Annotated in this window: 17 protein-coding genes; 11 read left to right on the plus strand and 6 right to left on the minus strand. The window is 31.9% G+C overall.

What is annotated here, in order from left to right:
- Positions 1 to 248 precede the first annotated feature (248 nt).
- A complete protein-coding gene (locus tag QWY92_RS00315; protein WP_290267683.1) occupies positions 249 to 1,379 on the plus strand; it encodes a TlpA family protein disulfide reductase in 1,131 nt (376 codons plus the stop codon).
- A gap of 96 nt (positions 1,380 to 1,475) precedes the next feature.
- Complete coding sequence (locus QWY92_RS00320; RefSeq protein ID WP_290267685.1) at positions 1,476 to 4,277, plus strand: M16 family metallopeptidase; 2,802 nt, start codon at positions 1,476 to 1,478, stop codon at positions 4,275 to 4,277.
- Positions 4,278 to 4,497: 220 nt separating this feature from the next.
- Here QWY92_RS00320 and QWY92_RS00325 read toward each other — a convergent pair whose 3' ends face one another.
- The 5 genes from QWY92_RS00325 to QWY92_RS00345 form a co-directional block, all read right to left on the minus strand.
- Positions 4,498 to 5,742 (minus strand): DUF4374 domain-containing protein, encoded by a 1,245-nt coding sequence (locus QWY92_RS00325; RefSeq protein WP_290267687.1) that lies wholly within the window; start codon positions 5,740 to 5,742, stop codon positions 4,498 to 4,500.
- A 57-nt stretch (positions 5,743 to 5,799) separates the two neighbouring features.
- A complete protein-coding gene (locus QWY92_RS00330) occupies positions 5,800 to 8,169 on the minus strand; it encodes a TonB-dependent receptor (protein ID WP_290267689.1) in 2,370 nt (789 codons plus the stop codon).
- A 154-nt stretch (positions 8,170 to 8,323) separates the two neighbouring features.
- Positions 8,324 to 9,892, minus strand: coding sequence for a PepSY-associated TM helix domain-containing protein (locus tag QWY92_RS00335; RefSeq protein ID WP_290267691.1), 1,569 nt, complete (start codon positions 9,890 to 9,892; stop codon positions 8,324 to 8,326).
- Between the two features lie 27 nt (positions 9,893 to 9,919).
- The gene (locus QWY92_RS00340; protein ID WP_290267693.1) at positions 9,920 to 10,195 is read right to left on the minus strand and encodes a hypothetical protein; all 276 of its coding nucleotides are present in this window, start codon (positions 10,193 to 10,195) and stop codon (positions 9,920 to 9,922) included.
- Between the two features lie 5 nt (positions 10,196 to 10,200).
- On the minus strand, positions 10,201 to 10,533 hold the full coding sequence (locus tag QWY92_RS00345; RefSeq protein ID WP_290267695.1) for a hypothetical protein: 333 nt from the start codon (positions 10,531 to 10,533) through the stop codon (positions 10,201 to 10,203).
- 212 nt (positions 10,534 to 10,745) lie between these two features.
- Between QWY92_RS00345 and QWY92_RS00350 the strand changes: the two genes are divergently transcribed.
- Positions 10,746 to 11,720, plus strand: a complete 975-nt coding sequence (locus QWY92_RS00350; protein ID WP_290267697.1) for a helix-turn-helix transcriptional regulator — start codon at positions 10,746 to 10,748, stop codon at positions 11,718 to 11,720.
- A gap of 188 nt (positions 11,721 to 11,908) precedes the next feature.
- Positions 11,909 to 12,055: a hypothetical protein gene (locus tag QWY92_RS00355; RefSeq protein WP_290267698.1), complete on the plus strand. Its 147-nt coding sequence runs from the start codon at positions 11,909 to 11,911 to the stop codon at positions 12,053 to 12,055.
- Between the two features lie 176 nt (positions 12,056 to 12,231).
- On the opposite strand, the gene QWY92_RS00360 is transcribed toward QWY92_RS00355, so the two are convergent.
- On the minus strand, positions 12,232 to 12,876 hold the full coding sequence (locus tag QWY92_RS00360) for a carbohydrate-binding family 9-like protein (protein WP_290267700.1): 645 nt from the start codon (positions 12,874 to 12,876) through the stop codon (positions 12,232 to 12,234).
- A 291-nt stretch (positions 12,877 to 13,167) separates the two neighbouring features.
- Here QWY92_RS00360 and QWY92_RS00365 point away from each other — a divergent pair, with 291 nt between their 5' ends.
- From QWY92_RS00365 to QWY92_RS00395, 7 genes are all read left to right on the plus strand, one after another.
- Positions 13,168 to 14,220 (plus strand): substrate-binding domain-containing protein, encoded by a 1,053-nt coding sequence (locus QWY92_RS00365; RefSeq protein ID WP_290267701.1) that lies wholly within the window; start codon positions 13,168 to 13,170, stop codon positions 14,218 to 14,220.
- A 114-nt stretch (positions 14,221 to 14,334) separates the two neighbouring features.
- Positions 14,335 to 15,822, plus strand: a complete 1,488-nt coding sequence (locus QWY92_RS00370) for a sodium:solute symporter family protein (RefSeq protein WP_290267703.1) — start codon at positions 14,335 to 14,337, stop codon at positions 15,820 to 15,822.
- Between the two features lie 23 nt (positions 15,823 to 15,845).
- Positions 15,846 to 16,982: an N-acetylglucosamine-6-phosphate deacetylase gene (locus tag QWY92_RS00375; RefSeq protein ID WP_290267705.1), complete on the plus strand. Its 1,137-nt coding sequence runs from the start codon at positions 15,846 to 15,848 to the stop codon at positions 16,980 to 16,982.
- A gap of 111 nt (positions 16,983 to 17,093) precedes the next feature.
- Positions 17,094 to 18,701, plus strand: coding sequence for an aryl-sulfate sulfotransferase (locus tag QWY92_RS00380; protein WP_290267707.1), 1,608 nt, complete (start codon positions 17,094 to 17,096; stop codon positions 18,699 to 18,701).
- Positions 18,702 to 19,129: 428 nt separating this feature from the next.
- Positions 19,130 to 22,222: a SusC/RagA family TonB-linked outer membrane protein gene (locus QWY92_RS00385; RefSeq protein WP_290267709.1), complete on the plus strand. Its 3,093-nt coding sequence runs from the start codon at positions 19,130 to 19,132 to the stop codon at positions 22,220 to 22,222.
- 12 nt (positions 22,223 to 22,234) lie between these two features.
- Positions 22,235 to 23,605: a RagB/SusD family nutrient uptake outer membrane protein gene (locus QWY92_RS00390; RefSeq protein WP_290267711.1), complete on the plus strand. Its 1,371-nt coding sequence runs from the start codon at positions 22,235 to 22,237 to the stop codon at positions 23,603 to 23,605.
- 44 nt (positions 23,606 to 23,649) lie between these two features.
- Positions 23,650 to 25,095: a CBM96 family carbohydrate-binding protein gene (locus QWY92_RS00395; RefSeq protein ID WP_290267714.1), complete on the plus strand. Its 1,446-nt coding sequence runs from the start codon at positions 23,650 to 23,652 to the stop codon at positions 25,093 to 25,095.
- Positions 25,096 to 25,101 lie beyond the last annotated feature (6 nt).

Consider the following 25,101-nt stretch of genomic DNA (forward strand, 5'->3'; position numbering starts at 1 on the left):
CAGTTAGCTCGGAATTCTTCAAATACCATTTTGATAGTCACAAATTAATATCAAGATATTTTTTTAAAAGAATATCTTGATTGTGATTATTTACCCTCTTTTTATTAAAGTATCGCCCTAAGCAATCAAAGTAAAAAAATAAACTAAATATAATAGCTGAAAAAGATGTAGTTCCTGGTAAATATGCCTATAAGTTAAGAACTTAAAGCGAAAAATCAGAAGCTGTTTTCAATAAATTAATTAATAATATGAAAAATATACTTGCACTTTTATTCGTGTCATTATTCCTGTCTTGTAATCAACAAGAGCCTCCACGTTATGTTATCAATGGGGTTTTTGAAAAAGGAATAGGAGAGCAATTACTATTAGAAGAACTTTCTAATTTAAGAATTGTTAAAACTATTGATACGGCACGTGTGGATAGCCATGGGAATTTCTCTTTTAATGGCCCTGCATTTGGCGAAATAAAAGAGGCTAGATTATCAATTGTAGGCACAAAATATAAAGAAGATTTTATTATTGAAGATACTATAGTCAATGTAAATATTTGGCAAGATTCGATAACAAAATTTAATAAACCGTTTAAGTTCGAGTTTGATAGAAGTAAAGAAGATGCTGTATATGCCAAGCTTAAGCGTAATTATAAGGATAGAAGAACGGTATGGGGTAATGCCACAAATAGATTGATTGTTGCCAATAAACAAAAAGAACTTAGTGATGATGAGTTAGCAAAAGCACGTCAAGAATTAGACGAAGCTTTTGTGGAAGAAGTTATAGATACTTTATCTAATTACTCGAATAGTTATGGAACTTACTTCTATATAAAAAATTACATGCTAAGGTTTGATCCGCTTCCGTCGGTTGAAGAAGCATTTAATAATTTATCCGACAATATTAAAGCTTCAAAAGAAGCAACGGTGTTTAAAAAGGAAGTAGAAGAAATTAAAAGATCTTTTGTAGGAGGTACTCCTGACGATTTTTCAATTCCTGCTTTAGATGGATCGGTAACTAGTTTGTACCAATATAGAGGTAAAGTTTTACTAATCGATTGTTGGGCAACGTGGTGTGGGCCTTGTATTGAAGCCATGCCGCATATAGGCGAAGTCTATGAGAAATTTCACCCGAAAGGTTTGGAAGTTTTAGGGATATCTTATGATAAAGATGATACTAAATGGCGTGAATTTTTAAAGAAAAACGAATACATCACTTGGGATCAGGCGTCTTCTCTAAAGGAATTTAGATGTCCATCTGCAAAAGTGTTTTCAGTAACCATGATACCAGCCACCATCTTAATTGATAAAAATGGAGTAGTGGCCGGACGAAATCTTAAAGGAGAAGAACTGGAAGCCAAAATAAAAGAATTATTGGCTTTAAATTAATTAAAAGAAACACCTAATCACTATTCTGCTAAGATTTTAAATTAGAATTTGATATCATATTATAGAGTCGTTTTTAATAAAAACACTAAAAACATAATGAGAAAAATAACCATCCTATTTGCTTTTTTATTTAGCATCAGTTTATTGGCGCAAAATATTAATTTTAACGATCCATTACCCGAAAATACACGTGTTAAAAAAGGTGTTTTGCCTAACGGGCTTACCTATTATATTTACAATACCGACGTTGTAAAAGATGCGGCGAGTTATTATATTATTCAAAATGTAGGCTCTGTATTAGAGAATGAAGATCAACAGGGTTTAGCTCACTTTTTAGAGCATATGGCTTTTAATGGGACTAAAAATTTTCCGGATAAAGGCATAACAGATAAGCTAGAAAAACACGGCGCCAGTTTTGGTCGAGATATCAACGCGTATACCATGTTTGAAGAAACGGTGTATAATATGAATAACATTCCGGCTACTCCAGATCTTATTGATACCTGTTTATTAGTACTTCACGATTGGGCTAACTTTTTGTCTTTAAAAGAGGAAGAGATTGATTTAGAGCGTGGTGTGATTAAGGAAGAGTGGAGAACACGCCAAAATGGTTTTATGAGAGTTTATGAGCAAAAGATGCCTGTATTGTTTAACAACAGTATTTATACAAAGCGTATGCCTATAGGGAAAATGGATGTTGTAGATAATTTTAAATACAAGGCTTTAAGAGATTTTTATCATGATTGGTACCGAACCGATTTACAGGCTATCGCCATTATTGGTGATGTTAATGTAGAAGATATAGAGGCAAAAGTAAAAACGTTATTTTCTCCAATTCCAGCTGTTGAAAATCCAAGAGAACGCTTTGTTATCACTATTCCAGAAAATGATGAATTAATGTTTAGTTCAGCTATGGATGTTGAGGTGAAATCGACGTCAATAGACTTCGGAATAAGACACGCTAAAAACCTTAAAAAGAAAACTGTTGCCGATTTAAAATCGGATTTATTAAGAAGTATTACTGTAACCATGCTTGCCATTCGATTAGGAGAATTGAATGATCATCAAGATTCGCCTTTATTGAGAGCTTCACTAAGCTTCAGCGATATTTCTAGAAGTACAAATACCTTTAAATTATTAATATCACCAAAAGTAAATCAGCAACAAGCGGCTTTTGAGATGGTTTTAAAAGAAGTAAACCGTGCTGTAAAATTTGGGTTTACACAAGGTGAGATGGATAGAGCTATTACGCGATATATAAACTCCTATGAGAATCAAATTGTAAAAATTGAAAACACATCTCACAGAACTATTGAAGGTATGATTCAAAAGAACTATCTGGAAAATGCGAGAATGCGAGATATTGAAAAAGAGTACGATATTGCGAAACAAATTTTTAATACGTTAACTTTAGAAGAAGCACATTTAAAACTCAAATCACTTTATACTACTAAAAACAGATTCGTTACAGCAACAGCTGTAAAGGGAGAAGAAAATATTACAGAAGAAGAAGCTTTACAAATTATCTCGGCAGCAGAAAATGACAAAACACTTACCGCTTATGAAGATGCGTTTAGTGGAAAAACGTTGTTGGGCGATATGAAAATAAACAAAGGTAAAATAGTTTCTGAAGAAGAAAACAAAGCTACAGGTTCTACCACGTTTGTATTGAGTAATGGTATTAAAGTGCATTATAAGTTTGCAAATAACCCTAAGAATGATGTTACGTTAAATGCAATTAGTTATGGCGGTTTGTCATTAATTGATGATGCCGATTTAGCTTCTGCTAGCCATATGAATAGTTTAGTTACCGGGTCTGGTTTAGGAGATTATTCTAGAAATGACCTTTCAAAAGTGCTTGCAGGTAAAACGGTAAGAGCAAATTCATCAATTTCTAACCTTACTGAATCTGTTTCCGGAGCTTCATCTACCAAAGATGTTGCCACCATGTTACAAATGGTTCATTTAAAATTTGTAAAACCTCGTTTTGATAAAGAGGTTTTTGATGTGCTTATTGCAAACTCAAACAATCAACTCGTTCGTAGAAGTAATAGTTTAAGTCAAAAAATAAAAGACAGCATGCTTGTTACGTTTTACGGCAGCAATAACCCAAAGAAACCGTTGTTTAATAAAGAGTATATAGAATCTATTTCTTTTGAAACCATCCAGGAGGTTTATAAGGAGCGCTTTAAAGATGCATCAGATTTTGAATTCTTTATTGTTGGCGATGTTTCTAAAGAACAATTAAAGCCTTTATTAGAAAGCTATATTGCTAGTCTTCCTACTAAAAAACAAACGGAAATGTATAAAGACAATTCTACAGAATGGTTAAGTAAAACCATTAAAAAAGATTTGTTTTTTAAAATGGAAAACCCAAAAACTACCGTAAGTATTATCTATAAAAACGATGTGGAATATACACTTAAAAATGCTTTAGTAATGCGGGCTTTTGGTGATATACTTCAGCTTAGATATATGGAAACATTGAGAGAGCAGGAAGGCGGAACTTATGGTACGAGCACTTCGGCAGGTTTATCTAAAAGACCTCAAGAAAAAGGAAGTTTAGAAGTTCGTTTTGATTGTAATCCAGAAAAAGCAGATAAATTAATAGGTATGGTGTATGATGAACTGTCTAAAGTAGCGGCAGGAGAAATTAATACGACTGATTTTGATAAAACCATCACTAACTTTTTAAAAGAACGGGAACAAGCAAAAGGTTATAATCAATATGATATGAATGTATTGACTAATTTTTACCGTGAAGGCTACGATATGAACGATCCTGCAAACTTTGAAGATCTCGTTAAAAGTATTTCTGTCAACGATATTGTAGAGATGGCTAAAAAATTAATTGATGGAGGAGATAAAGCCGAAGTTATTATTAAGGCATTAGACTAAAACGTATTTACACATAAATTATTAAACCCCATTTTACTGAAAAATAAATTATTATTTGAGTTAGTTGCTACTGTAAAAAAGGGTAAGGGTTATTTTTTAATAGCCCTTTTTTTATGATATGATTCTGAAAAGGGCTAAGTTGAATAAAAAAAGAAAGAGGCTTAAATTGTAAATAATTTAAGCCTCTTTTTATAATCGGTTTGGGGTATTTAGGGAGAATTTAATTGGCAGGGTTTAGCTTATTTATTGCAGTAATAACGCCTCCTTCAACTTCTAGACCTTGTGTTGCTGTTGCTGTATTTACATCAATAGTATAAACAAAACTTCCGGTGGTGGTGGTAATACCTACATAAGCCGTTTTTCCATCTTCGGACACATAATTACCTCTAAAAGGGATGGAAGTAATTTCATCAACATTGGGAATACCTGTTACCATTGTAATAGTTTCATTATAAAGGTTAACGATACCAAATTCTTTTCCCGTTGTATAGGCGCCTCTATTAGCAACTTCTTCTAGGTTAATTAATAATTTTCCATTACCTAAATACATTTGTGTTGTAGCGTATTTACCACCAGTTGCTTCTTCAATATTAAAATAATAAGAATCGAACTCGGTAGTTCCGCTTTTTATTCTAGTTATAGCCGAAGGTTTAGTAGAAACATATTCACCATTGTTTGTTGCTACAGATGAAGAAACAGCATAGGTGTCTCCTTGCTCATCAACCGCAAGTCCGCTATTAAAATAACGACCAATAAAGCTTGTTCTATTGTCTTGAATTGTTTTTACATATTCCATTTCTGGGTATGAGAAAACAGCAATATTAGCTTCATCAGGATATAATGTTCCGTTTCTATCATCTCCAGTTCCTTTAATAGTGTAATATGGTAAATATACATTATCGCCAACTTGAGTAATCCATGTAAAGAAAGCAATTTCTCCGTTTTCTTTATTTGCCAATTCTTGTGTGTTAATTTGTCCTTCAGCAACAAATTGAGAAATATTGGTGTCTAAACTGTACCAATAAGCAGTTGGGTCATCAGAACTTCTTGAAATTTTCATTAATAAAATATCGTCATCAACAGGAGCAAAGGCTTGCACCGTTTCTGATTGAAAATCTGATAATTTATTTAAAGAGCCAGTGTCATTTAATTGATAAGTAGTAACGGCTCCAGGATTACCTTGGCCATAAAGCATACTAAAAAATTTGTTATTACTCGTTATATAATATCGGTATGTTCCATCTTGTTCCACACCATTACCTACGGTTGTAATTTTTCCTTGACTTAAATCGTTTGTTGTTAAAATATAATCGGCTACACCTTCAGATGCTGTTGGAGTTGCGGTAATAATGTATTTTGCTTCTCCTTCAGATATTTCTTCTGTTTTCGGGGTATCATCATCACTACATGATGCAAATAATGCGGCTGTAGCTAGTATGCTTAAATAGAGGTTTTTGTTTTTCATTGTAATTAATTTTAAAATATGTAATGGTTTGTAATTGTTTTTAGTAATAGGGAAAACTTATAAAAAAGTATATTTAATTTTTCCTGTAAAGCTTCGTCCCGGTTTTTGCAGACTAAAATTGTCGTAGAGGTTTTTATCTAATAAGTTTCTGCACTCTAATGTAAATTGTAGTTTTTTATTATATGAAAATGTGGCGTTTAAATCATGTGAGATTTGTTCTTGAACATCTAGTTTACCACTACCGCCCAAACTTGGCCAGTATAGATAGAAAGCATGAACATATAAGGCATTGTAACCTACACTTAGCTGTCTGTTTTTGCTTCCTATATTCGAAAAATTGTAACTCACATCTGCATTACCGTACAAATAAGGCATGTTAGGAATCCGGTCTTTATAAACAATACTTACTACTGTTTGGCCTTCTTCATATTTGGTGTTATTACGTAAGTTTTGGTAAGTTAAATTGGCCCCAATAGTTAAGCTGTTTTCCAGTTGGTATCTTATTTCTGTTTCTATACCTGTACTTGTTACACCGCCTAGATTATCCATGGTTGTTTCAGCTTGGTTCGGACTAAATTTCTCTCTAATGAAATCTTCAGCATCTCGATAAAAACCACTGGTGTTAATATTAAACTGATGTTTTTTGTTTATGTAAAACCAGTAACTTAAGCCTAAATTATAATTGTTGCTATTTTCAGGTTTTAAGTTTTTATTACCTTCAAGATTAATTTCGTCTCCAAAAATTTCATTGGCTTCTGGTAAACGATAACTTTTTTCAAATGAGGCTTTCAATTGAAGGTTTTCGTTAAAAAAATGAGTTAAAGCGAGGCCATAACCTGTTGCATTAAACTTGTCGGTATAGTCATTGTAAGCAACATCTCCATAATTCCCCGTTGGGTTATAAGATTGGGCAAATGTATTTTGTTGAAAGTATTGCTTTAAAAAAACAGAGGCATTCCAATTATCGCGCTTATAGTCGTAACCTAAACCCGTTATGTTTTTTTTATTCTTTTTAGGATGCTCGTAAATTTCACTATCTGGGTTTAGCTCGTTATGTCCAACCCTGCTAAAGGTGTTAAAAGTGTTGCTTACTACAACATTACTATGGTCGTTAATTTTATAATTTAAATTTGCTGTAGAAACGCCGTTGTTATTTTTGTATTTATATAGCGAGTAGGAGCGTTCTCCTCCAGCGTCATCATATTGCTTATAATCTCCAAACCAATTATAGCGTCTGTTTTCAATATCAATATTTTTTTCTTCACCTAAATTGAAATTGGCATTGAATAGAAAATCTAAATTTTTAATGAAGAAATTATTCTTCTGATATTTTAAAGTTGGCATAATGATGGTTCCTTTTGTGTGCCAGTCACCAAAGACACTAACCACTCTTGCACCTGTTTGAATTTCTTTATAATTCTGACCTAATGTAATTCCAAATAATAATTGATCGGCAAACGATTTGTTAACCACACCTGTTTTAAAAATGACGGATTCATTATGGTAGGTGTCATGAAAACGCTCTACGGTTTGGTTTGGGAAATATTCACCTGTAACTAAATCGGCGACATCCACATTAACGTTATAATTGTTGTCAGAATAATTTTGAAATGCATTGACTTGGGCTACAAACCCAGATTTAGCAACGTAAATAGCATTTACAGAAGAGCGATGTGTATTAAACGAGCCATAAGAATAGGAGGCTTCTACATGATTTTTTTTGTAAGTATTCGTTATAATATTAACGGCGCCACCTAAAGCATCGGCGCCTAAACCAACCGGTACAACCCCTTTATAAACCTCAATACGTTCGGCTAAATTTATAGGGATATTATTGATTTGAAATGATGAACCAAAATTATCCATAGGTACACCATCAATAAAAAATCGCACTTGATTCCCTTTAAAACCATTAAGCGAAAAACTCATTTGAGAGCCAACACCTCCGCTTTCGCGGATACGCACTCCCGAAACACGATCTAAGGCATGGCCTAAGTCTAGGGTTGTGGTGTGTAGTTTTTTTGCATCGACAACGCTAACATTATACGCGCGTTCCTTGACCTGTTGTACTAAACTTTTACCCGTAACTAAAACTTCGTTTAACGTGGTGCTTTCTTCTTGTAAAACAACGGAAAGTGTTTTTGTTTGCCCTGGTATAATTGTGATGTTTTGGGTTGTAGTTTTGTAACCTAGGTAGGCTGTGACTATAGTGTATGTGCCATTGTAGGCACCACTAAATTTAAATGCGCCACTACTATTTGTAACAGCTCCTTTGTTTAGGTTTTGAATAATTACAGTGGCTCCAAGTACGGGATTTTTAGATTCATCTAATACAACACCTTTTATAATACTTTCTGGTGATTGAGAAAAACTAAGAAAGGATAGTAAGCCGATAGTTATTGTAAAGTATATATTTTTTTTAAACATTTTAAAATCATTCTTATTTAGACTAATTATTAATAGTCTTGTAAATGTATGTTGTGAAATTTAATTTTTGAGTACGCAAAACGGATAAAGATATACGTGAAACGGAATAGGTTTTTAATAGTAAAATAACTCACGTAATTATTATAATGACATGTTATTTTTCTTTTGGTTTGAGTTTGAAAACAACAGCAAGTGCGGTTATTGATAGTAATATCCAAAAAACGTCCATAACAAAAATTTGAGTATATCCCTTTTCCCAAGTAACCCATGGCCAATTTCCAGAAACAATTCCGTTAGAAATGGGAACCAAAAAACCAAGGATACTACCTAAAAGTAGTGATGCTTTATTTGTGAAATAGTTATCTCGTTTTATTATGAAAAATGTACTTATGGCTAGCCAACCATAGAAGAAGACATTATAGATTAGTGCTTTTTTGCCGCCTTCATAGTCATTAGAAAAGCATTTAACAACTAGAAAGACAAGTGCTGTCATGGGGTAAATACTTAAACAAATAGCCATATAAATGTTTACCAACCAACCATTAAATTTTCTTTTATACTCTGGTACATTTTTTTTGTCGCGTGCCACCAACCATATTAACACGCCAGATATAATTACAAAGCAAGTTATTAAGCCGAGTACAAAATAGATAAGTTTCATGCCATAACCTCCGTAATCACCGTAGTGAAGTCTTTTTAAAACATCGGTAGAACCTTCAACGTATGACGTTTTTAGATAAGGGTTTTTTTCGTCTACAACATCACCATTGATAGCGTTAAAAGTAAGGTGCCCGGTGCCTATGAATTTATCTTTAAAAAGCGGATGACCTTCCACTTTAACATGCATATTGGCATCTCCATAATTATAAATTTCAAGCTTATTAATTTTTAGATTAGGCCATTTGTCTTTTGTTTTTTCAATAAAACTATTATAAGAAATGGCACCATGAAAAGCTTCACCTTTTAAATCGTACGTCATTGTTTTTTCTGTATTTAAAGCTTTATTAAATTCTTTAGTATCGTTGTTGAATAAAAAAGTTTCAATAGGAGGGAGCATTATGGAATAACCAATGATGAGGTAAGCACCTGTTACTGCAAACATAAACTGAAATGGCAGACCAATAATTCCTAAAGATACGTGGGCGTCTGTCCAGATCGTTTTCCATTTGCTATTAGGCCTAAAAACATAAAAGCTAGAAATTATTTTTTTCCAATGCACAATAACACCTGTTATAACAGCAAATAGAAAGAAAAAGGCAACAATACCAGCAAGTAAGTATCCCGATTGGCCTAATAAGTTAAGCTGTGCAAAAAAATGAAGTCTATAGAAAAACTCTCCTAAGGTGTAAGAGTCTTGATATTTTTCTGTTTTGTAAGACGATAAATTTGTAACAAAAAAGTTTCTGCGTTGTCTTTTTTTTTGAGGTTTTACGTTTTTGGGAGGCGATATCACGGTAGAGGCCATTTGCCCTTCAATACGTTGGTAAAAAGAAATATCTCTATTATTTAACTCATGTTCTTTTTCAAGGCTAATTAATAAATCATCAAAATTCACTTCACTAAAATAGCTATCTGTTACAGGTTCATTACGTTCCCAGGCTATAATTTCGTCTCTTAAAAAAGATATAGATCCTGTAAAAAAAATAACATACAAAGCAGCGCTAATGATAATGCCGCTTACCGCATGCGTATGAAACATAATATTATATATTCTGTTGGACATATTGACTATAAGTTAAATGATATAAGGTTATTTGAAGTAAATGAGAGATAGGAAAACGAGGCTAATTAGAAGATATATAGCCCATATTTTTAGTCCGTTTTTTCCTAAAAAAGCAACGACGAGTAGAACAGTCCAAAGAATAATACCAGCATAACGTATGGTTATTAAAGTATTTGGAGCATTCCAAAATACTACTAAAAACATATGAAATACTTGGGTTACAATATAGCCGCCAATAAAACCAGCGGTTATTTTTGCGAATCGTTGAAATGGTGATGAGAGGTGTTTTTTATTTGCTGGCATATTTTTTAAGTCAGGAAGATTTCGGTTACAAAGCAGAACATCATAATGAATATTAGAATGGGTAGATTAAAAAAATGAAGTGGTGCCAAAAGAACAACTAAGCTTCCTACCGTCATTAAAACAATTAGAAAAGAAAATATTCCCGAAGAAATACCTAAAGTAATTATAGAAAGAAAAAGACTACTGGTAAAAAATATTAAAGCCAAGTATTTAGCGGTTTTTTCGTTTTGATTAATGCTGTGTTGAAACTTGTATTTAAAAGTCAACTCTGCACGTTTACTTGTACTGTAAAGCATGTAGAACCCAAGAACAGCGAATGTGGATATTAAAGTTATCATAGTCTTTTTTCTGTTTTCACTGTGTCAAATAGATATATTTCTTTTTAGGAGGACTTATAAGCTGCTTCATTTCAAAATCTTAAATATTATGTTAAAAAACGTTTTATTATTCTTATTTAGATTAAATATAAATAATATACATTTGCAAAATTAATAGGGAAAGCGATTTAATTAATACGTGAAACGGATTAAAAAATACGTAAAACGGAATAATGATAAATAGTATAAAAATTATAAATAACAAAGAAATTATTTTTGATAACGCTCCAAGTACTATTGTGGTAGATGGCTGTGGCACGAGAGAAGTTACCACTGTTTTTGATAGTGATGCGCTTAAAGGGAGCTATAAGGAACTCATTTATTATAATTTTAAAATTGGTTATGGAACCTTTCATAATAGTAAAAATAACAGTATTTCATTCGATTTTAAAGGAGAAACTGTAGGGATGGTTTTTGTTAAAAAAGGATGTTTTGGTTTTAATATTGAAAAAATATCACATACGAATCACTTTAATAAAAATGAACATAACATATTTTTTTACACTAGTATATCAGGAGCATTAGAAATATCCGAAGGTGTCGTTTCTCTCGTTCGTATTAATTTTTCATTAAAATTTTTTAATCAATTTCTTCCGGATGAAAATAAATTTAAAGACTTTAGAAAACAGATTAAACAAAATAAAACAGGAAAACTTAAAAAAGAAAATTGCTATATCTCCTCAAAAATGCATTTGTTAATTGATAAAATAGTAAACTCAAAATGGACAGGAGGTTACAGGAATATCCATATGAATTCTTTAGTTTTAGAATTGTTACTGCTGCAACTAGACCAGTTTAAAAATGGTGATATAAAAGAAACTAAATCGAATGACGAGGAAAAAATAATTAAAATCGAAGCTTATCTTGCTAAAAACTTTGCAAAACCATTGACCTTAGAGTTTTTGTCAAAAAAATTCGGTACTAATGAATTTACTTTAAAAAAAAGTTTTAAAGCTGCTTTTGGAAATACAGTTTTTGGTTATATTTTCGATTTGAAAATGAATAAAGCAAAAGAATTGTTAATAGAAAATAAACACACAATAAGCGATATCTCTGAAATTGTTGGTTATAAAAATGCGCAACATTTTTCAACAGCATTCAAAAAAAAATATGGTGTTACACCAAGTAAGTTTATTAATGACAACTAACAGCGGTTTTTTCTCTAAGCTTTCTAATTATTTCGATTTATTATCGGAAAATGCAGCAATGTAACCTGTATGATATGTAATTGTTAAATGAATGCTAATTCTTTGTTTTTAAGGTTTTTTGTCAATTTTCGAGCATCTAAATATGCTGCATGCATCGTATATTTATAAACGAAAAAAAGATATGCGTTATGAAAATATTAGAAGCATTAAAAAACAGATTGGAACACCTTAATTTTGGAAAATTATTAAGTGCTGAAAAAGTAAAAAACGATAAAACAATACCTTTATTAACAGCATCTTCAATAGATGATGAAGATTTATTTTTGTTCATTTAAAAAGGTGAACTTTAAAAAAGAGTATTAAAATAAAAAATAGCTGATTAATTTCGGCCATGCATTTTATGCTTTTCTTTTAGTCAAATTGTAATTTATCATTCAGTTCATTTTTGTTGTTCAGTTTCCCGTTAATTTTTGATAGATAAAAGTGTCTAAGTTAAAAAATAAAAGACTTTTTAATTAAAATCAATGTCTCCGAAATAAGATTTTAAATGAAAATCTGGTTTCTCAGATTCTATCGGATTCCAACTAATATAGTGTGGTGTGGAAAGCTCATCTCCACATTTATAAAAATTACCTCTAGCTTTTAGATTTTCAAAGGACTCTATAGTGTTAAACGAAAAAGTTTTTATAGGGATTTTAATAAATAATTGCCAATTAAATGTGGTTAAACCATGTTGATTTATTCGTTTTATTTTCGTTTTTACTTTAATTAAATCTATTATTTTACTGTCTATTAATTGTCTTTGGTGTCTGTCTGGACCAATTCCTAATAATATAGTTCCTAAATGGTTGAACTCAAAATTATAATAATTAGGGTCGTCTTTAAAGCTAATAAAGAATTCTACACAGCTATCTTTGCAAACCGGATCGTTGTGGTTAAGGTATTTAGCCGCCATTTCAAGTTCGATAACATCGTAGTGTAAATAAATGTTTTTACCATCGTGTGCTATTTTAAAACGGACATGGCGGAACTCATCTGGTTTTTCCCATGAATATTGGTCTATATGATGATAATCAATCCATTTTAAGGCCTGTTTAAAGCTTGTTTTTTTATTTAAAAATTTAGAAATATTGGGTACTACAAGTTTGTTTTTCACTGATATTTTTATTCTGATATAATTTAAGATAACGAAACTAATTAAATTTACTAACTATTTATCTGTTTTTTTTATATAAATTGAGTGGCGTTACCGTTATTTGAAGTTATATTTAAAATTCTGAAGGGCGTAATTTTGAATAATGAGTAACATTTTTAGTAGAACTTGTAAATGAAAGCAAATTTTTATAGCTCATTTAGGTTTAATGCATGTAGTAATAAAAAGATATAGCTTAATTTTGTTGTGTAAATTAGAGGGAAATAAGTTTTCAAAATAGTATAAAAGTTTGGTATGGATAATGATGAGCGCGTAATAGGTATTAAAGATGTTGCAAAAGCTGCTAACGTTGCATTGGCAACAGTAGATCGAGTGATACATAACCGTGCGGGAGTAAGCGTAAAAACAAAGGTAAAGGTTTTAAAGGTTATAAAACAAATGGGATACAAGCCTAATATTATGGCTAGTAATTTATCAAAAAGTAAGAAAATTGTAATAGGTGTTTTGTTGCCTAATATTTCTGAAGGTTCTGGGTATTGGGAGTTTCCTATGCAAGGAATTCTGAAAGCTAAAAAAGAATTAGCACAGTATAATATCAAGATAAAAACCTACACCTTCAAACAAGATAATAACAAGGAAATTAGAAAGAAAATACTAGAATTAATTAATAGCGATATTCAAGGTTTGGTTTTAACGTCTAAGTTTGCTGATGAGATTGAAATTTTATTAGAAGATTGTAAACAAAAGAATCGTCCGTACGTTTTTATTGATTCCAACGTAAGAAAAATAGATGCATTATCCAGTATCCATCAACCTTTATTTGAAAGTGGAGAACTAGCCGCTCAATTATTTAATTATTGTTTTAATAAGGGTGAAATTTTAGTGTTACATCTAAAAAAGACCATGGATACAGAGGGGATAATAAGTCTCAAGGAAAAAGGAATGAATGCTTATTTGAAAGAAAACAATAATGCTATAACGACCAAGTCATTGGTTTTAACAGATTTTAATGAAGATGCCATAAGTGGTGTTTTATTTAAAACGTTAAAGGAGAATCCATTTATTAAAGGTGTTTTTATTCCTAATTCTAAAGTGGCGTACATCGCTAAATATTTTGAAAAACGGGGCGGTGATAAAATATATCTTATTGGTTATGATTTTTTTCGTGAAGACATTGAATATCTTGAAAAAGAAATTATAGATTTTCTTATTTGTCAACGTCCCGAAGAGCAAGGGTATCAAGCTGTTTTTAAGTTGTTTGAGCATCTTGTTCTTAAGAAGGAAGTTGAGAAGGAAATCATCATGCCCTTAGATATTATAACAAAGAAGAATTATAAATATTATTAAATAAATAACGTCTTTTTTTGAAACATACTAGGTTAGTGTGTTTTTTTTTATATTTTTGAGGTACGTTACCGTAAATTAAATCACTGATTATTAATTCACATAAATAAAACCAACATGACGCTACAACTATTAGATTGGATTGTAATTATTATATTTTTTCTAATAATGGTAGCTATTGGAGTTTGGGCACATTATAAAAATAAAGACTCTGGCGATTATTTTACAGCAGGAGGTAATTTGCCTTGGTGGCTATCTGGTATTTCGCATCATGTTTCTGGTTATAGTGGAGCTGTGTTTGTGGCTTATGCGGGATTAGCTTATACCCATGGGTTTTCCATATATGTATGGTGGGCCATGACGGTTGGTATTTCAATTTTAGTGACCATAAATATCTTTCCGGTACGTTGGGTTAGGTTGAGGCAAAAAATAGGCATACAGTCGCCTTTAGAATACCTCGCTATACGATACGGCGTAAAAACACAACAAGTTATAGCCTGGAGCGGTGTTGTTTTAAAATTGTTTGATGTTGCGGCTAAATGGGCAGCTATTGCTATTTTATTAAAAGTATTTACAGGTGTTCCTATCCTTTATGGAGTACTTTTTTCTGGAGGGATTTCCATTGTATACATTACCATAGGAGGATTATGGGCGGTAACCGTGAGTGATTTTATTCAGTTTATTGTTCAAATTGGTGCTGGAATTGTTATGTTCTTTGCAGCCACATCTAAATTAGGTGGTATAGATTCTGTTTTTACTATTTGGGATCAATTACCGGCCCAAAATAGTGAGCCTTTTGGAGAACCTTATACCGTTGGCTTTGCACTAGCGTTCTTATTTATAAATATGTTAAGTTATAATGGCGGTACATGGAATTTAGCTACAAAGTACATTTCTTCTCCCGATGAACAGAATACAAAAAGAGCAGCAATACTATCAGGTATATTATATTTAATTTGGCCATTAATATTGTTTTTTCCAATGTGGGCAGCACCTATTTTGTTACCAAATTTGGAAGATCCTACAGAATCTTATGGGCTTTTAACCATCACCTTATTACCAAAAGGGATGATTGGTTTAGTGTTGGCTTCGATGTTTGCAACTACCATGTCTATGACGTCGAGTGATGCCAATACAATTTCAGCAGTAATTACTAGAGATATATTGCCGCTTCATTTTAAAAAATTCAATGTTAATACTTCGGTCAATCCTTTAATTGTAGCAAGGAAAGTAACATTTATATTCATCTTTTTTACAATTCTTATAGCGACTCAATATGAATCTTTCGGTGGTATTTTAGGACTTATAGTAACTTGGTTTGCAGCACTTGTTGGGCCTATTGCGGTACCTATGTTGCTAGGGATGCTTCCATTATTCAGAAAAAGTGGATCTACAGCTGCTTTAGTTTCTATTTTTGGAGGTTTAACGAGTTTTGCTTTAATTAAAATTTTCTCTATAAGTCTGCCTTTTGCATTAGAGATTAGTTTACCGCTAATGGTATCTGTTTTTTTGTATATCCTTTTTGGTTTTATAAATCGGAAAGCAGAAGTATCTTCGGAAGTATTGGAGCTGCTTGAATCTATTGATAAAAAATCTGAAAATTAAATTTTAATAATTCTGAAAGAATAATGAAAGAAACTATTAGCTGTGTTGATTGTATTTCCAATGAATTAATTCAAATAGTAATTGATGATAATGTATTGATTTCAAAAACAAAAGTGGAAACTGATGATTCTGAAGCTGTTTTTATGGGGCCTGGTTTATTAGATCTTCAAATAAATGGGTTTTCAGGAGTCGATTTCAACACGTTTCCAATAATAGAAAACGATTTTCTTAAGGTGATTGAAAGTCTTTCAAAAGAAGGTGTTTTATCTTTTTTTCCAACGGTTATCACAAATTCTGATGAGAATATTATAAATCTTCTGAGAAATATAGATGAACTGTGTTTACAAAATGCTTTAATAGATTCATATGTCAGTGGAATTCATTTAGAAGGTCCCTTTATTTCACCTGTAAAAGAGGCTTCTGGTGCACATTCCAAAGATTATATTAAAGCGCCCGATTGGGAATTATTTCAAGCATTTCAGGAAGCATCAGGAAATAGAATTAAAATCATTACCATAAGTCCGGAATGGGATAATTCAGTAGATTTTATTGCAAAGTGTACAGCGCATAATATTATTGTTTCAATAGGGCATACCGTGGCAAGCAACGCACAAATAAACGCTGCTGTTAATGCAGGAGCAACAATGTCTACACATCTTGGTAATGGCGCTCCTTTATCGCTTCACAGAAATTCAAATATTATTTTTGATCAATTAGCCAATAATAAATTAACCCCAAGTATTATAGCCGATGGATTTCATTTACCTGATAATTTTTTAAAAATTGTATTAGGGGTTAAAAAAGAGAATGTTATTCTGGTGAGCGATTCTACCATGTTTGCAGGGATGGAGACTGGAATCTATGATTCTCATATAGGAGGCGAGGTTAAATTAGAAGAAGGAGGAAGACTTTCAGTAAATAAGAATCAAAATTTATTGGCCGGATCTGCAGTTTCTTTGTTGGATTGTATTAATAAACTTATTTCTAGTGATATTTTAAGCTTATCGGACGCTTGGTTGTTAGCATCGAAAAAACCAAAAGAATTAGTCCGTATAAATGATAATAATGATGATTTTGTTTTGTTTAAAATACAAGACAACATAGTCTCTGTTTTAAGTGTCTTTAAATCTGGAAAACGGATAGTGGACTTAGTATATTAGACAGGACATTAGGTTACGAGATTTAGAGTTACATAAATTAACTATAAAATAGTAATTTTTATTTGTGAATTTCTCTATTATTCTGATTACAAGAATTTAACTTTATATAACATGGTTTTGATAAAAAAAATAACATGTATTCTTTTCTTATTGACTTCTGTCGTTTGGTCACAAAACCCAACGGTAGGGGTTCTTTTTTCAAATAATGGTGCTACAGAGGGCTACACATTATTTACTCCAGAAGTCAATAACAGTGTGTATTTAATTAATAATTGCGGCGAAAAGATTAACGAATGGACTTTTACAGAATTTCCAGGAATAACGTGTTATCTTTTAGAGAATGGAACTTTACTTCGAGCAGGGGATAACCTTTTGGAAATTAGAGATTGGGATAATACAGTGCTATGGAGCTATGAAATACAGGCTAACGGAATAAATCAACATCATGATATAGAACCGTTACCTAATGGAAATATTTTATGCGTTGTTAGAGATACCTATTTGAGAAACGATATTATTGCCTACGGAAAAGACCCTCTTAAAGTAGGCGCGTATATTGACCTCGATAAAATAGTCGAATTAAAACCAATAGGAGCAAATGATGCTGAAATTGTCTGGGAATGGAAATTTATAGATCATCTTATTCAAGATCATGATGCTACAAAACTTAATTATGGTAACGTTCAAAACCATCCTGAAAAGATAGATATTAATTACGTTGACCCCTATTTTGAAGCTAGCGATAGAGGTTATACTCATGTAAATAGTATTGATTATAACGATTCTTTAGATCAAATTATAATTTCTGCAAGGCATTTAAATGAAATTTATATTATTGATCATAGCACTACGCTTGTGCAAGCTTCAGGTAATACGGGGGGTAATTTTAATCGTGGAGGTGATATATTATGGCGATGGGGAAACCCAATGGTTTACAAGCAAGGTGGGGCCGATGATCAAAAACTATTTTTACAACATGATGCTAAATGGGTAGAACCGGGTTATTTGGATGCTGGTAAAATATCTGTATTTAATAATGGAGGTGAAGATTTTAGACTTTATAGCTCCGTTCATTTGATTTCACCAGAAATTATTGATAATGCCTATTTAAAAGATAACAACACATTTAAACCAATATATTTTAACTGGTCGTGGAGTGGTACTATATTGGGAAAAACTATGTTTGAAAATAAAAAATCGGGTGCTCATAGTCTTCCAAACGGAAACTTTATTATCTGCGAAACTTCATTAGGGCAAGTTTCTGAAATTACAAAAACAGGTGAGCTCGTTTGGACTTACAAAAATCCATCGGGAAATAGGATCTTTAATCAATTTGAAAATATTTCAACAAATTTTAATTCCATCTTTAGAGCTGAAAAATACCCTGCCAATTACATTGGTTTTTCCGGAAAAGATTTAACTCCTAAAGGTCTTATTGAAAATGAGAATTCCATTTCTAGCGCTTGTGCAACTTTAAACATAGTTCAAGATGAAATCGATAATGTTAGGGTAATCAATCCAGTGGTCGGTAATGTTCTAAAATTCAGTAAAAAAATAGAGTTAGATGCTATTAGAATAATTGATATTAATGGTAGAGTTACTTTTACATCTAAGAACTTTTTGGGTGACCATGTACTCATTAATGTCAATTCAGGTTTTTATTTTATTGAATTTGAAAAAGAAAGAATAATCAAACGAATAAAAATTATAGTCAACTAATTTTTATCATTATCACTCATAAACCTATTGCGCTAAAACATTCTGAAAAAAAGATAGTATGTTGGGTTTAAATACCTTCAATTTATGGTATGTTGAAAAGCAGTGTAAAGGTTGAAAATCAATATTCTGAAGCCATGAAAACATCTAAACGCTTCAATATATCAAATTTATAGATTTCTTAAATTCTTCATTTAAAAATTTCAATTACTTAATTAATCGTATCAATAATTTTAAATGTAACAAACGTTTGCATTTTTTTACTGCTTTATTTTATGTAAAGAGTTGTATTGATGAATTATTGTTATGGTTTAGGTCTTTTAATATGTTAAATGTTAAAAATAATGTTAAAATATTTAATGCAAACGTTTGCATTAAATATAATTTTAATTATATTTGAGAAACTAATTCTCAATAACAAATTTTAATTCATGAAAAAACTAACGAAAAAACCTTTTCTCGGTCTATGGAAATGGAAGAGTAAAACAATTTTGGCGTTGCTTGCTATTTGTTTTTCTACAGCTCATATGTATTCTCAGAATATGACTGTTTCTGGTAAGATTACTGACGAAATAACAGGAGAATCTTTGTTTGGAGTAAACATAATTCTAAAAGGCTCTATTAGGGGCGTATCATCTACGATGGATGGTACTTATAGTATAGGAGATGTTTCTCCTAACGATGTTTTATTGTTCACATATTTAGGATATGTTGAAATGGAAATTAAAATTGGTAATGAAAAAGAAATAAATGTCGCTTTATCTCCCGCTATTGATGAGCTTGATGAGTTAGTAATAGTTGGTTATGGTGTTAAAAAGAAAAGGAATTTAACGGGGTCAATCGTTTCTATAAGCAGTGACGATATTAGTGAATCTAATTTACAAGATCCTATATCTGCAATACAAGGTAGAGCTGCTGGAGTTCAAGTTGTTTCTAATTCAGGTTCTCCAGGAGGAGGGATGTCTATCAAGGTTAGAGGGAACTCGTCTTTAAATTCTGGAAATACACCGCTTTATGTTGTTGATGGTGTTCCAATAGAGTCTAATTCTTTATCAACTTTAAATGGTACTGAAAATTTTGGTTTAAATCCATTAGCGGATATAAACCCTAATGACATTCAATCTATTGAAATATTGAAAGATGCGGCATCTACAGCTATTTATGGTTCTCGTGCTGCTAACGGGGTTGTTTTAATAACCACTAAACGTGGAAAATCTGGAAAAGCACAAGTTGATATTAATATTTCGACTGGTATCAGTAGTTTAACTCGTAAACTAAGTGTTTTAAATGCGAGCCAATATAGAGATGCGGTTATTGATTCTTACAGAAATATGGATAACCCAACGCAACCTAATGCTATTGTTATCGATTCTTTAAACCCTAGAAATAGTGGTGATGTAGATTGGCAAGATGAAGTGCTTAGAATTGCGCCTCAGCATAAAATAGATTTTGCTGTACGTGGTGGAACAGATGATGTTAAGTATTCGTGGAGTTCTTCTTTTTTAGATCAGGATGGTATTATTTTAAATTCAAATTACCAAAGAGTTACGTCTCGTTTAAATGTTGATTTTAAAGTTTCAGACAAATTTACTTTTGGTCAAAGTATATCTTATACAAATGGAGTTAATAAAAGAATTAATGCTGCTGGTGCTAATAACCTAAGTATTATAAGAGAATTATTGGTTCGTCCCCCAACTTTTGCAATATATCTGCCAGATGGTTCGTATAATGGGTATCAATTTGGTAGACGGAACCCCGTTGGTTTAGCAGAGCTTGCAACAAACCTTAATAAAAGCAATCGTATTATAGGAAATCAATATGTTGAATATAATATTGTAAAAGGATTAAAGCTACGTAGCAATATAAATTTAGATTATGTTTCTATGAAAGAAGATAAGTTTCTTCCTTCTACACTAGATTATCGAGCAGGTTACAATAGCGGTGAAGTTCGCGCCATAAATAATTTAACTTGGGGTAATGAAACCTTTTTAACATTAGATAAACAAATTGGAGAAAATCATAATTTTGGAGCTCTAGCAGGTATGAGTTTTCAAAATTGGCAATATGAAAGAACAGGATTAGATGGTATGTTCTTTTCTAGCGATAATATAACAACGTTAAATGGTGCAGGAACCATTTCTAATCAAGATGTAAATATCACAACAGAACATTCATTACTATCTTATTTTGGAAGATTGTCTTATGATTATAAAGGAAAATATTTATTTGAAGCTAACCTTCGTGCAGATGGCTCTTCAAGGTTTGGTGAAGATAAAAGATTTGGATATTTTCCATCGGCCTCTTTAGCTTGGCGTTTTTCAGACGAGAATTTCTTTAAGAATATAGAAGTTGTAAATGATGCCAAAATACGTTTAAGTGTTGGGCAAACAGGTAATGAGTCTATTGGTAATTATACGGCACAAGGAGAGTTTGCTGTTGGTGCTAATTATTTAGATTTTTCTGGAGCTGCGCCATCTGTTATGCCAAACTCTGGTTTATCATGGGAAACAACAACACAATATAATGCTGGTTTAGATTTGTCTTTCTTGAAAAATAGAATAACATTCAATGCAGATGTATACTTAAAAGTTACCGAAGATTTACTATATAATGTTCCAATACCAAGAACGACAGGGTTTTCTTATGTAACGCAAAACATTGGGAGTATTGAAAATAAAGGTATAGAATTATCACTTAACTCACGTAATTTAGTTGGTGAATTTAAATGGGATACTGGCTTTAATATCAGTTCTAACCGTAACCAAATTACAGAGCTACCTGAAGATTTATTAACAAATGGTTTTATTCAAAATGGTAGTTATCATATATTAAAAGAAGGTAGTCCAATAGGAACGTTTTACGGTTGGAAATTTAATGGTGTTTATTCACGAGATGAAGACAATGTTAATCAAGTTACCAATGGTGCTTTAGGTGCTGTGTTTGAAGGAGGAGATCCTATCTGGGAAGATGTTGATGGTAATAATATTATAGATAATAATGACAGACAGGTTATTGGAGATGCAACACCAGATTTCTTTGGAGGTATAACAAATAACTTCTCTTATAAAGGCCTTAGTTTAGGTGTGTTTTTTCAGTTTTCTTACGGAAACGATATATATAGTGAGATAAATCATCAACGAAATTCTATTGTAAGATATAATAACTTATCTACAGATGCATTAAACAGATGGAGAGAACAAGGTGATGTTACAGATTTTCCAAAACCAGTTCAAGATGATCCTTTACAATCGGATAGTAGAATTCAAAGCCGTTGGGTTGAAGATGGTTCTTATATAAAACTTAAAAACATAAATTTAAAGTATAATTTCTCTGATCCTGTTGTATCTAAACTTGGTCTAAGAAGGGTAGAGGTTTACGCTTCTGCACTTAACGTTATTACTTGGACAAAATATACCGGTTTCGATCCTGATGTTAATTCTTATAGTGGTTTAAGAGAAGGTGTAGACGAGGGATCTTACCCACAAAGTCGTACTATCATGTTAGGTTTAAATATTGGATTTTAAAATAAAAATATTATGAAATACATAAAAAATATTATAGGAATAGGGCTTCTTGCATGTCTTGCGGTATCTTGTTCAGAACAAATTTTAGAAAAGGATCCTGTAAGTAGTTTTTCTGGTCAAGGATTTTATCAAACATCTAGTGATGCTCAGGCCGGTGTTTATGGTATTTATGATGCATTACAATCTACATTTAGAATAAATTTTTCTTATTGGGGAGAAGGTCGTGCTGATGCAGTTAATACAAATCATTCTGGAGATCCATTAGCGTTACAGCAAAACACATTGAGTCTAGATATTTCATCTGCAAGTTGGAATAATATTTATGAAACGATTAGTCGTGCAAATTATGCTATTAAATATATCCCAGATGTTTTTGAGGGCGAAAGTGAATATAGTTTACAACTTATAGCTCAAGCAAGAGCCTTAAGAGCAATTTCTTATTTTTATGCTGTTAGGGTTTGGGGCGATGTTCCATTAATTACAGAACCTTACGAAAGTGTTGATCAGCAATTTTTTATTTCAAAAACAGATCAAGAATTAGTACTCGATCAGATTGTTGAAGATTTTATTTTCGCAAGTGAAAACTGTAGAGATAATTTTTCGGGAGATAATACTCGAATATTATTAACCAAAGGTGCAGCAAACGCATTTCTTACACAAGTATATATGTGGAGAAAGGAATATGCAAACGCTATTGAATCTGCTGAAAAAGTAATAGATAATGGCCTTTACTCATTAGTACCTATGAACGATTGGTCTAAAATATTTACTTCTGGATATTCTAATGAAAGTATTTTTGAAGTAGGTTATAATGATATACAAACCAATGCTTTACGTGTTTTGTATGCTATTGGTGCGGATAGTGATTATTTTCCAAGTGAATCTTTTAGAGGTACTTTTGAAGATAACGATTTAAGAAAAGATCTCATTTGGGATACTACAGAGGAAAATCCACGAAAAATATGGAAATTCTTTGGGAAAGGTTTCAGTGATGAAAGTGCAGACCCATCTGCTAATAATATTGTTCTTGTTAGATTAGCAGATATTATGCTTCTAAAAGCAGAAGCTCATAATAAATTAAATGACACTACTGAGGCTCTTAATTTATTAAACACGATAAGAGTAAGAGCGGGCGTTCCAGAATTAACGCTTGCTGATGCAAATAGCTTGTATGGCGATTTGGAATCTGCAATATTGCATGAACGATTAATTGAATTATCTTTTGAAGGACATCGTTGGTTCGATTTAGTACGTACCGGAAAAGCTATAAGCACCATGAATCCCATTAACGGATTAAGTGATGAGGCAAATCTTGTTTGGCCTATTCATGAAGATGCGATAAATAGAAATCCTAGCTTAGAACAGAATGATTTTTATAAATAATTGTAAGACACATCATTGTTCAATAAAATTTAAACTCAAAAAAAATGAAAAATAATAAACCAATTTTATATGTTACTATAGCAGTTTTGTTTGCAGGTGTAACAAGTTTGTTTCACAGCTGTGAAATTCAAGAGAATTTTTCATATCAAAATTCAAACTCTAATGCTTCGTTAGGTGTAAATGCTTGGGAATATATACAAGCAATAGACTCTTTAAGTCTCTTTGAAGAAGCTATAAAACTTACAAACACAGAAAGTTTGTACGAGTCTAGTGCTAACAAAACATTTATAGCACCTTCAAATCAAGCATTCGAAGATTACCTTCAAGATAACGCATACACAGATTTGTCTGAAGTACCAGTGCCAATTTTACGCAATACTATTAAATACCATGTCGTAAATGCTACAGTATCTTTTGATGATCCAAATATTTCAGAAAGCAATAATCCGTTGCCATATATGAGTGAAAATGGTCAAACCATTTTTTTATCACGAACTAGTGGTTATATGGGGTTAGTAAATGAAGGCACTAACAAACAATGGAGCATTTTTACTTCCAATTTAAAAGCAACTAATGGTATTATTCATATTTTACCATCTATAGTTTATTTTTCAGCGCGCTCTACAAGTATAGAGGGACCGGATGATATAGTAAGAGATACTATATTTCCAATAGCAGATACTTATGTTAATGGTGGAAGCAATTCTGGACGTAATTATGGTGCTGATGTACGTATGAGATTGAAAAATGTAACTGGTAGTGGAGGTTATGACAGAAAGGTTTTTTTAATGTATAACCTAGAAGATTTTACAAAAGAAGGAGTTATAGTCGATTTAAAACTTGAATTAGCAGTAAGTTTTACAGCTGCAAAAGGAATTGATGTAGATGTTTACAACGTAGAAGACACCTCATGGACAGAAATGGGATTAACTTTTGATAATGCTAACTTTCCTACCACGGAACCAATATCTACAATAACATCATCAAAAGTAGATAAATTTGAATTTGATATCATTGACTACTACAATGGATTAGATCACAATGGACGCATTGCTCTTATGGTAGATCAAGAAGCAGGTAAAGATGAAACCGATGAGTTCCATTCTAAAGAAAATACAGGAGGATTCTACGCACCTATGTTAATTGCAAGATATGCTTCTGGAGGTACTACTTTAATAATCGAAAAAAATACAGGATTCATTGTTAATAGTGGAGAGGCTTACGCTTTAAACAACGATGTTTTAGAGGTTTCTGGATCCATACCGGCCGATGTTAGTTTTACAATTCAACAAGCACCACTAAATGGTTGGTTAATAAGGGGCGCTAGTGTTTTACAGGTGGGAGAATCTTTTACACAAGAAGATATTGATGCCATGAATGTGGTTTACATAAATAATGGTGAAGGAACTGAAGATACTATTATAGTTGATGGAAAAGATAAAGCAGGAGCAACTTTAGATGCTTTCAGTATAAATATAACAGTGCAATAATGCTAG

This window comes from Algibacter miyuki (assembly GCF_030409805.1).
Lineage (GTDB): Bacteria > Bacteroidota > Bacteroidia > Flavobacteriales > Flavobacteriaceae > Algibacter > Algibacter miyuki.

Excerpts from the sequence above, each read along its gene's own strand:
- QWY92_RS00355 (WP_290267698.1), top strand. The coding sequence starts at position 11,909 with ATGAAAATATTAGAAGCATTAAAAAACAGATTGGAACACCTTAATTTT.
- QWY92_RS00335 (WP_290267691.1), bottom strand. The coding sequence starts at position 9,892 with ATGTCCAACAGAATATATAATATTATGTTTCATACGCATGCGGTAAGC.
- QWY92_RS00365 (WP_290267701.1), top strand. The coding sequence starts at position 13,168 with ATGGATAATGATGAGCGCGTAATAGGTATTAAAGATGTTGCAAAAGCT.
- QWY92_RS00320 (WP_290267685.1), top strand. The coding sequence starts at position 1,476 with ATGAGAAAAATAACCATCCTATTTGCTTTTTTATTTAGCATCAGTTTA.
- QWY92_RS00370 (WP_290267703.1), top strand. The coding sequence starts at position 14,335 with ATGACGCTACAACTATTAGATTGGATTGTAATTATTATATTTTTTCTA.
- QWY92_RS00345 (WP_290267695.1), bottom strand. The coding sequence starts at position 10,533 with ATGATAACTTTAATATCCACATTCGCTGTTCTTGGGTTCTACATGCTT.
- QWY92_RS00375 (WP_290267705.1), top strand. The coding sequence starts at position 15,846 with ATGAAAGAAACTATTAGCTGTGTTGATTGTATTTCCAATGAATTAATT.
- QWY92_RS00340 (WP_290267693.1), bottom strand. The coding sequence starts at position 10,195 with ATGCCAGCAAATAAAAAACACCTCTCATCACCATTTCAACGATTCGCA.
- QWY92_RS00395 (WP_290267714.1), top strand. The coding sequence starts at position 23,650 with ATGAAAAATAATAAACCAATTTTATATGTTACTATAGCAGTTTTGTTT.
- QWY92_RS00380 (WP_290267707.1), top strand. The coding sequence starts at position 17,094 with ATGGTTTTGATAAAAAAAATAACATGTATTCTTTTCTTATTGACTTCT.
- QWY92_RS00325 (WP_290267687.1), bottom strand. The coding sequence starts at position 5,742 with ATGAAAAACAAAAACCTCTATTTAAGCATACTAGCTACAGCCGCATTA.
- QWY92_RS00350 (WP_290267697.1), top strand. The coding sequence starts at position 10,746 with ATGATAAATAGTATAAAAATTATAAATAACAAAGAAATTATTTTTGAT.
- QWY92_RS00330 (WP_290267689.1), bottom strand. The coding sequence starts at position 8,169 with ATGTTTAAAAAAAATATATACTTTACAATAACTATCGGCTTACTATCC.
- QWY92_RS00385 (WP_290267709.1), top strand. The coding sequence starts at position 19,130 with ATGAAAAAACTAACGAAAAAACCTTTTCTCGGTCTATGGAAATGGAAG.
- QWY92_RS00315 (WP_290267683.1), top strand. The coding sequence starts at position 249 with ATGAAAAATATACTTGCACTTTTATTCGTGTCATTATTCCTGTCTTGT.
- QWY92_RS00390 (WP_290267711.1), top strand. The coding sequence starts at position 22,235 with ATGAAATACATAAAAAATATTATAGGAATAGGGCTTCTTGCATGTCTT.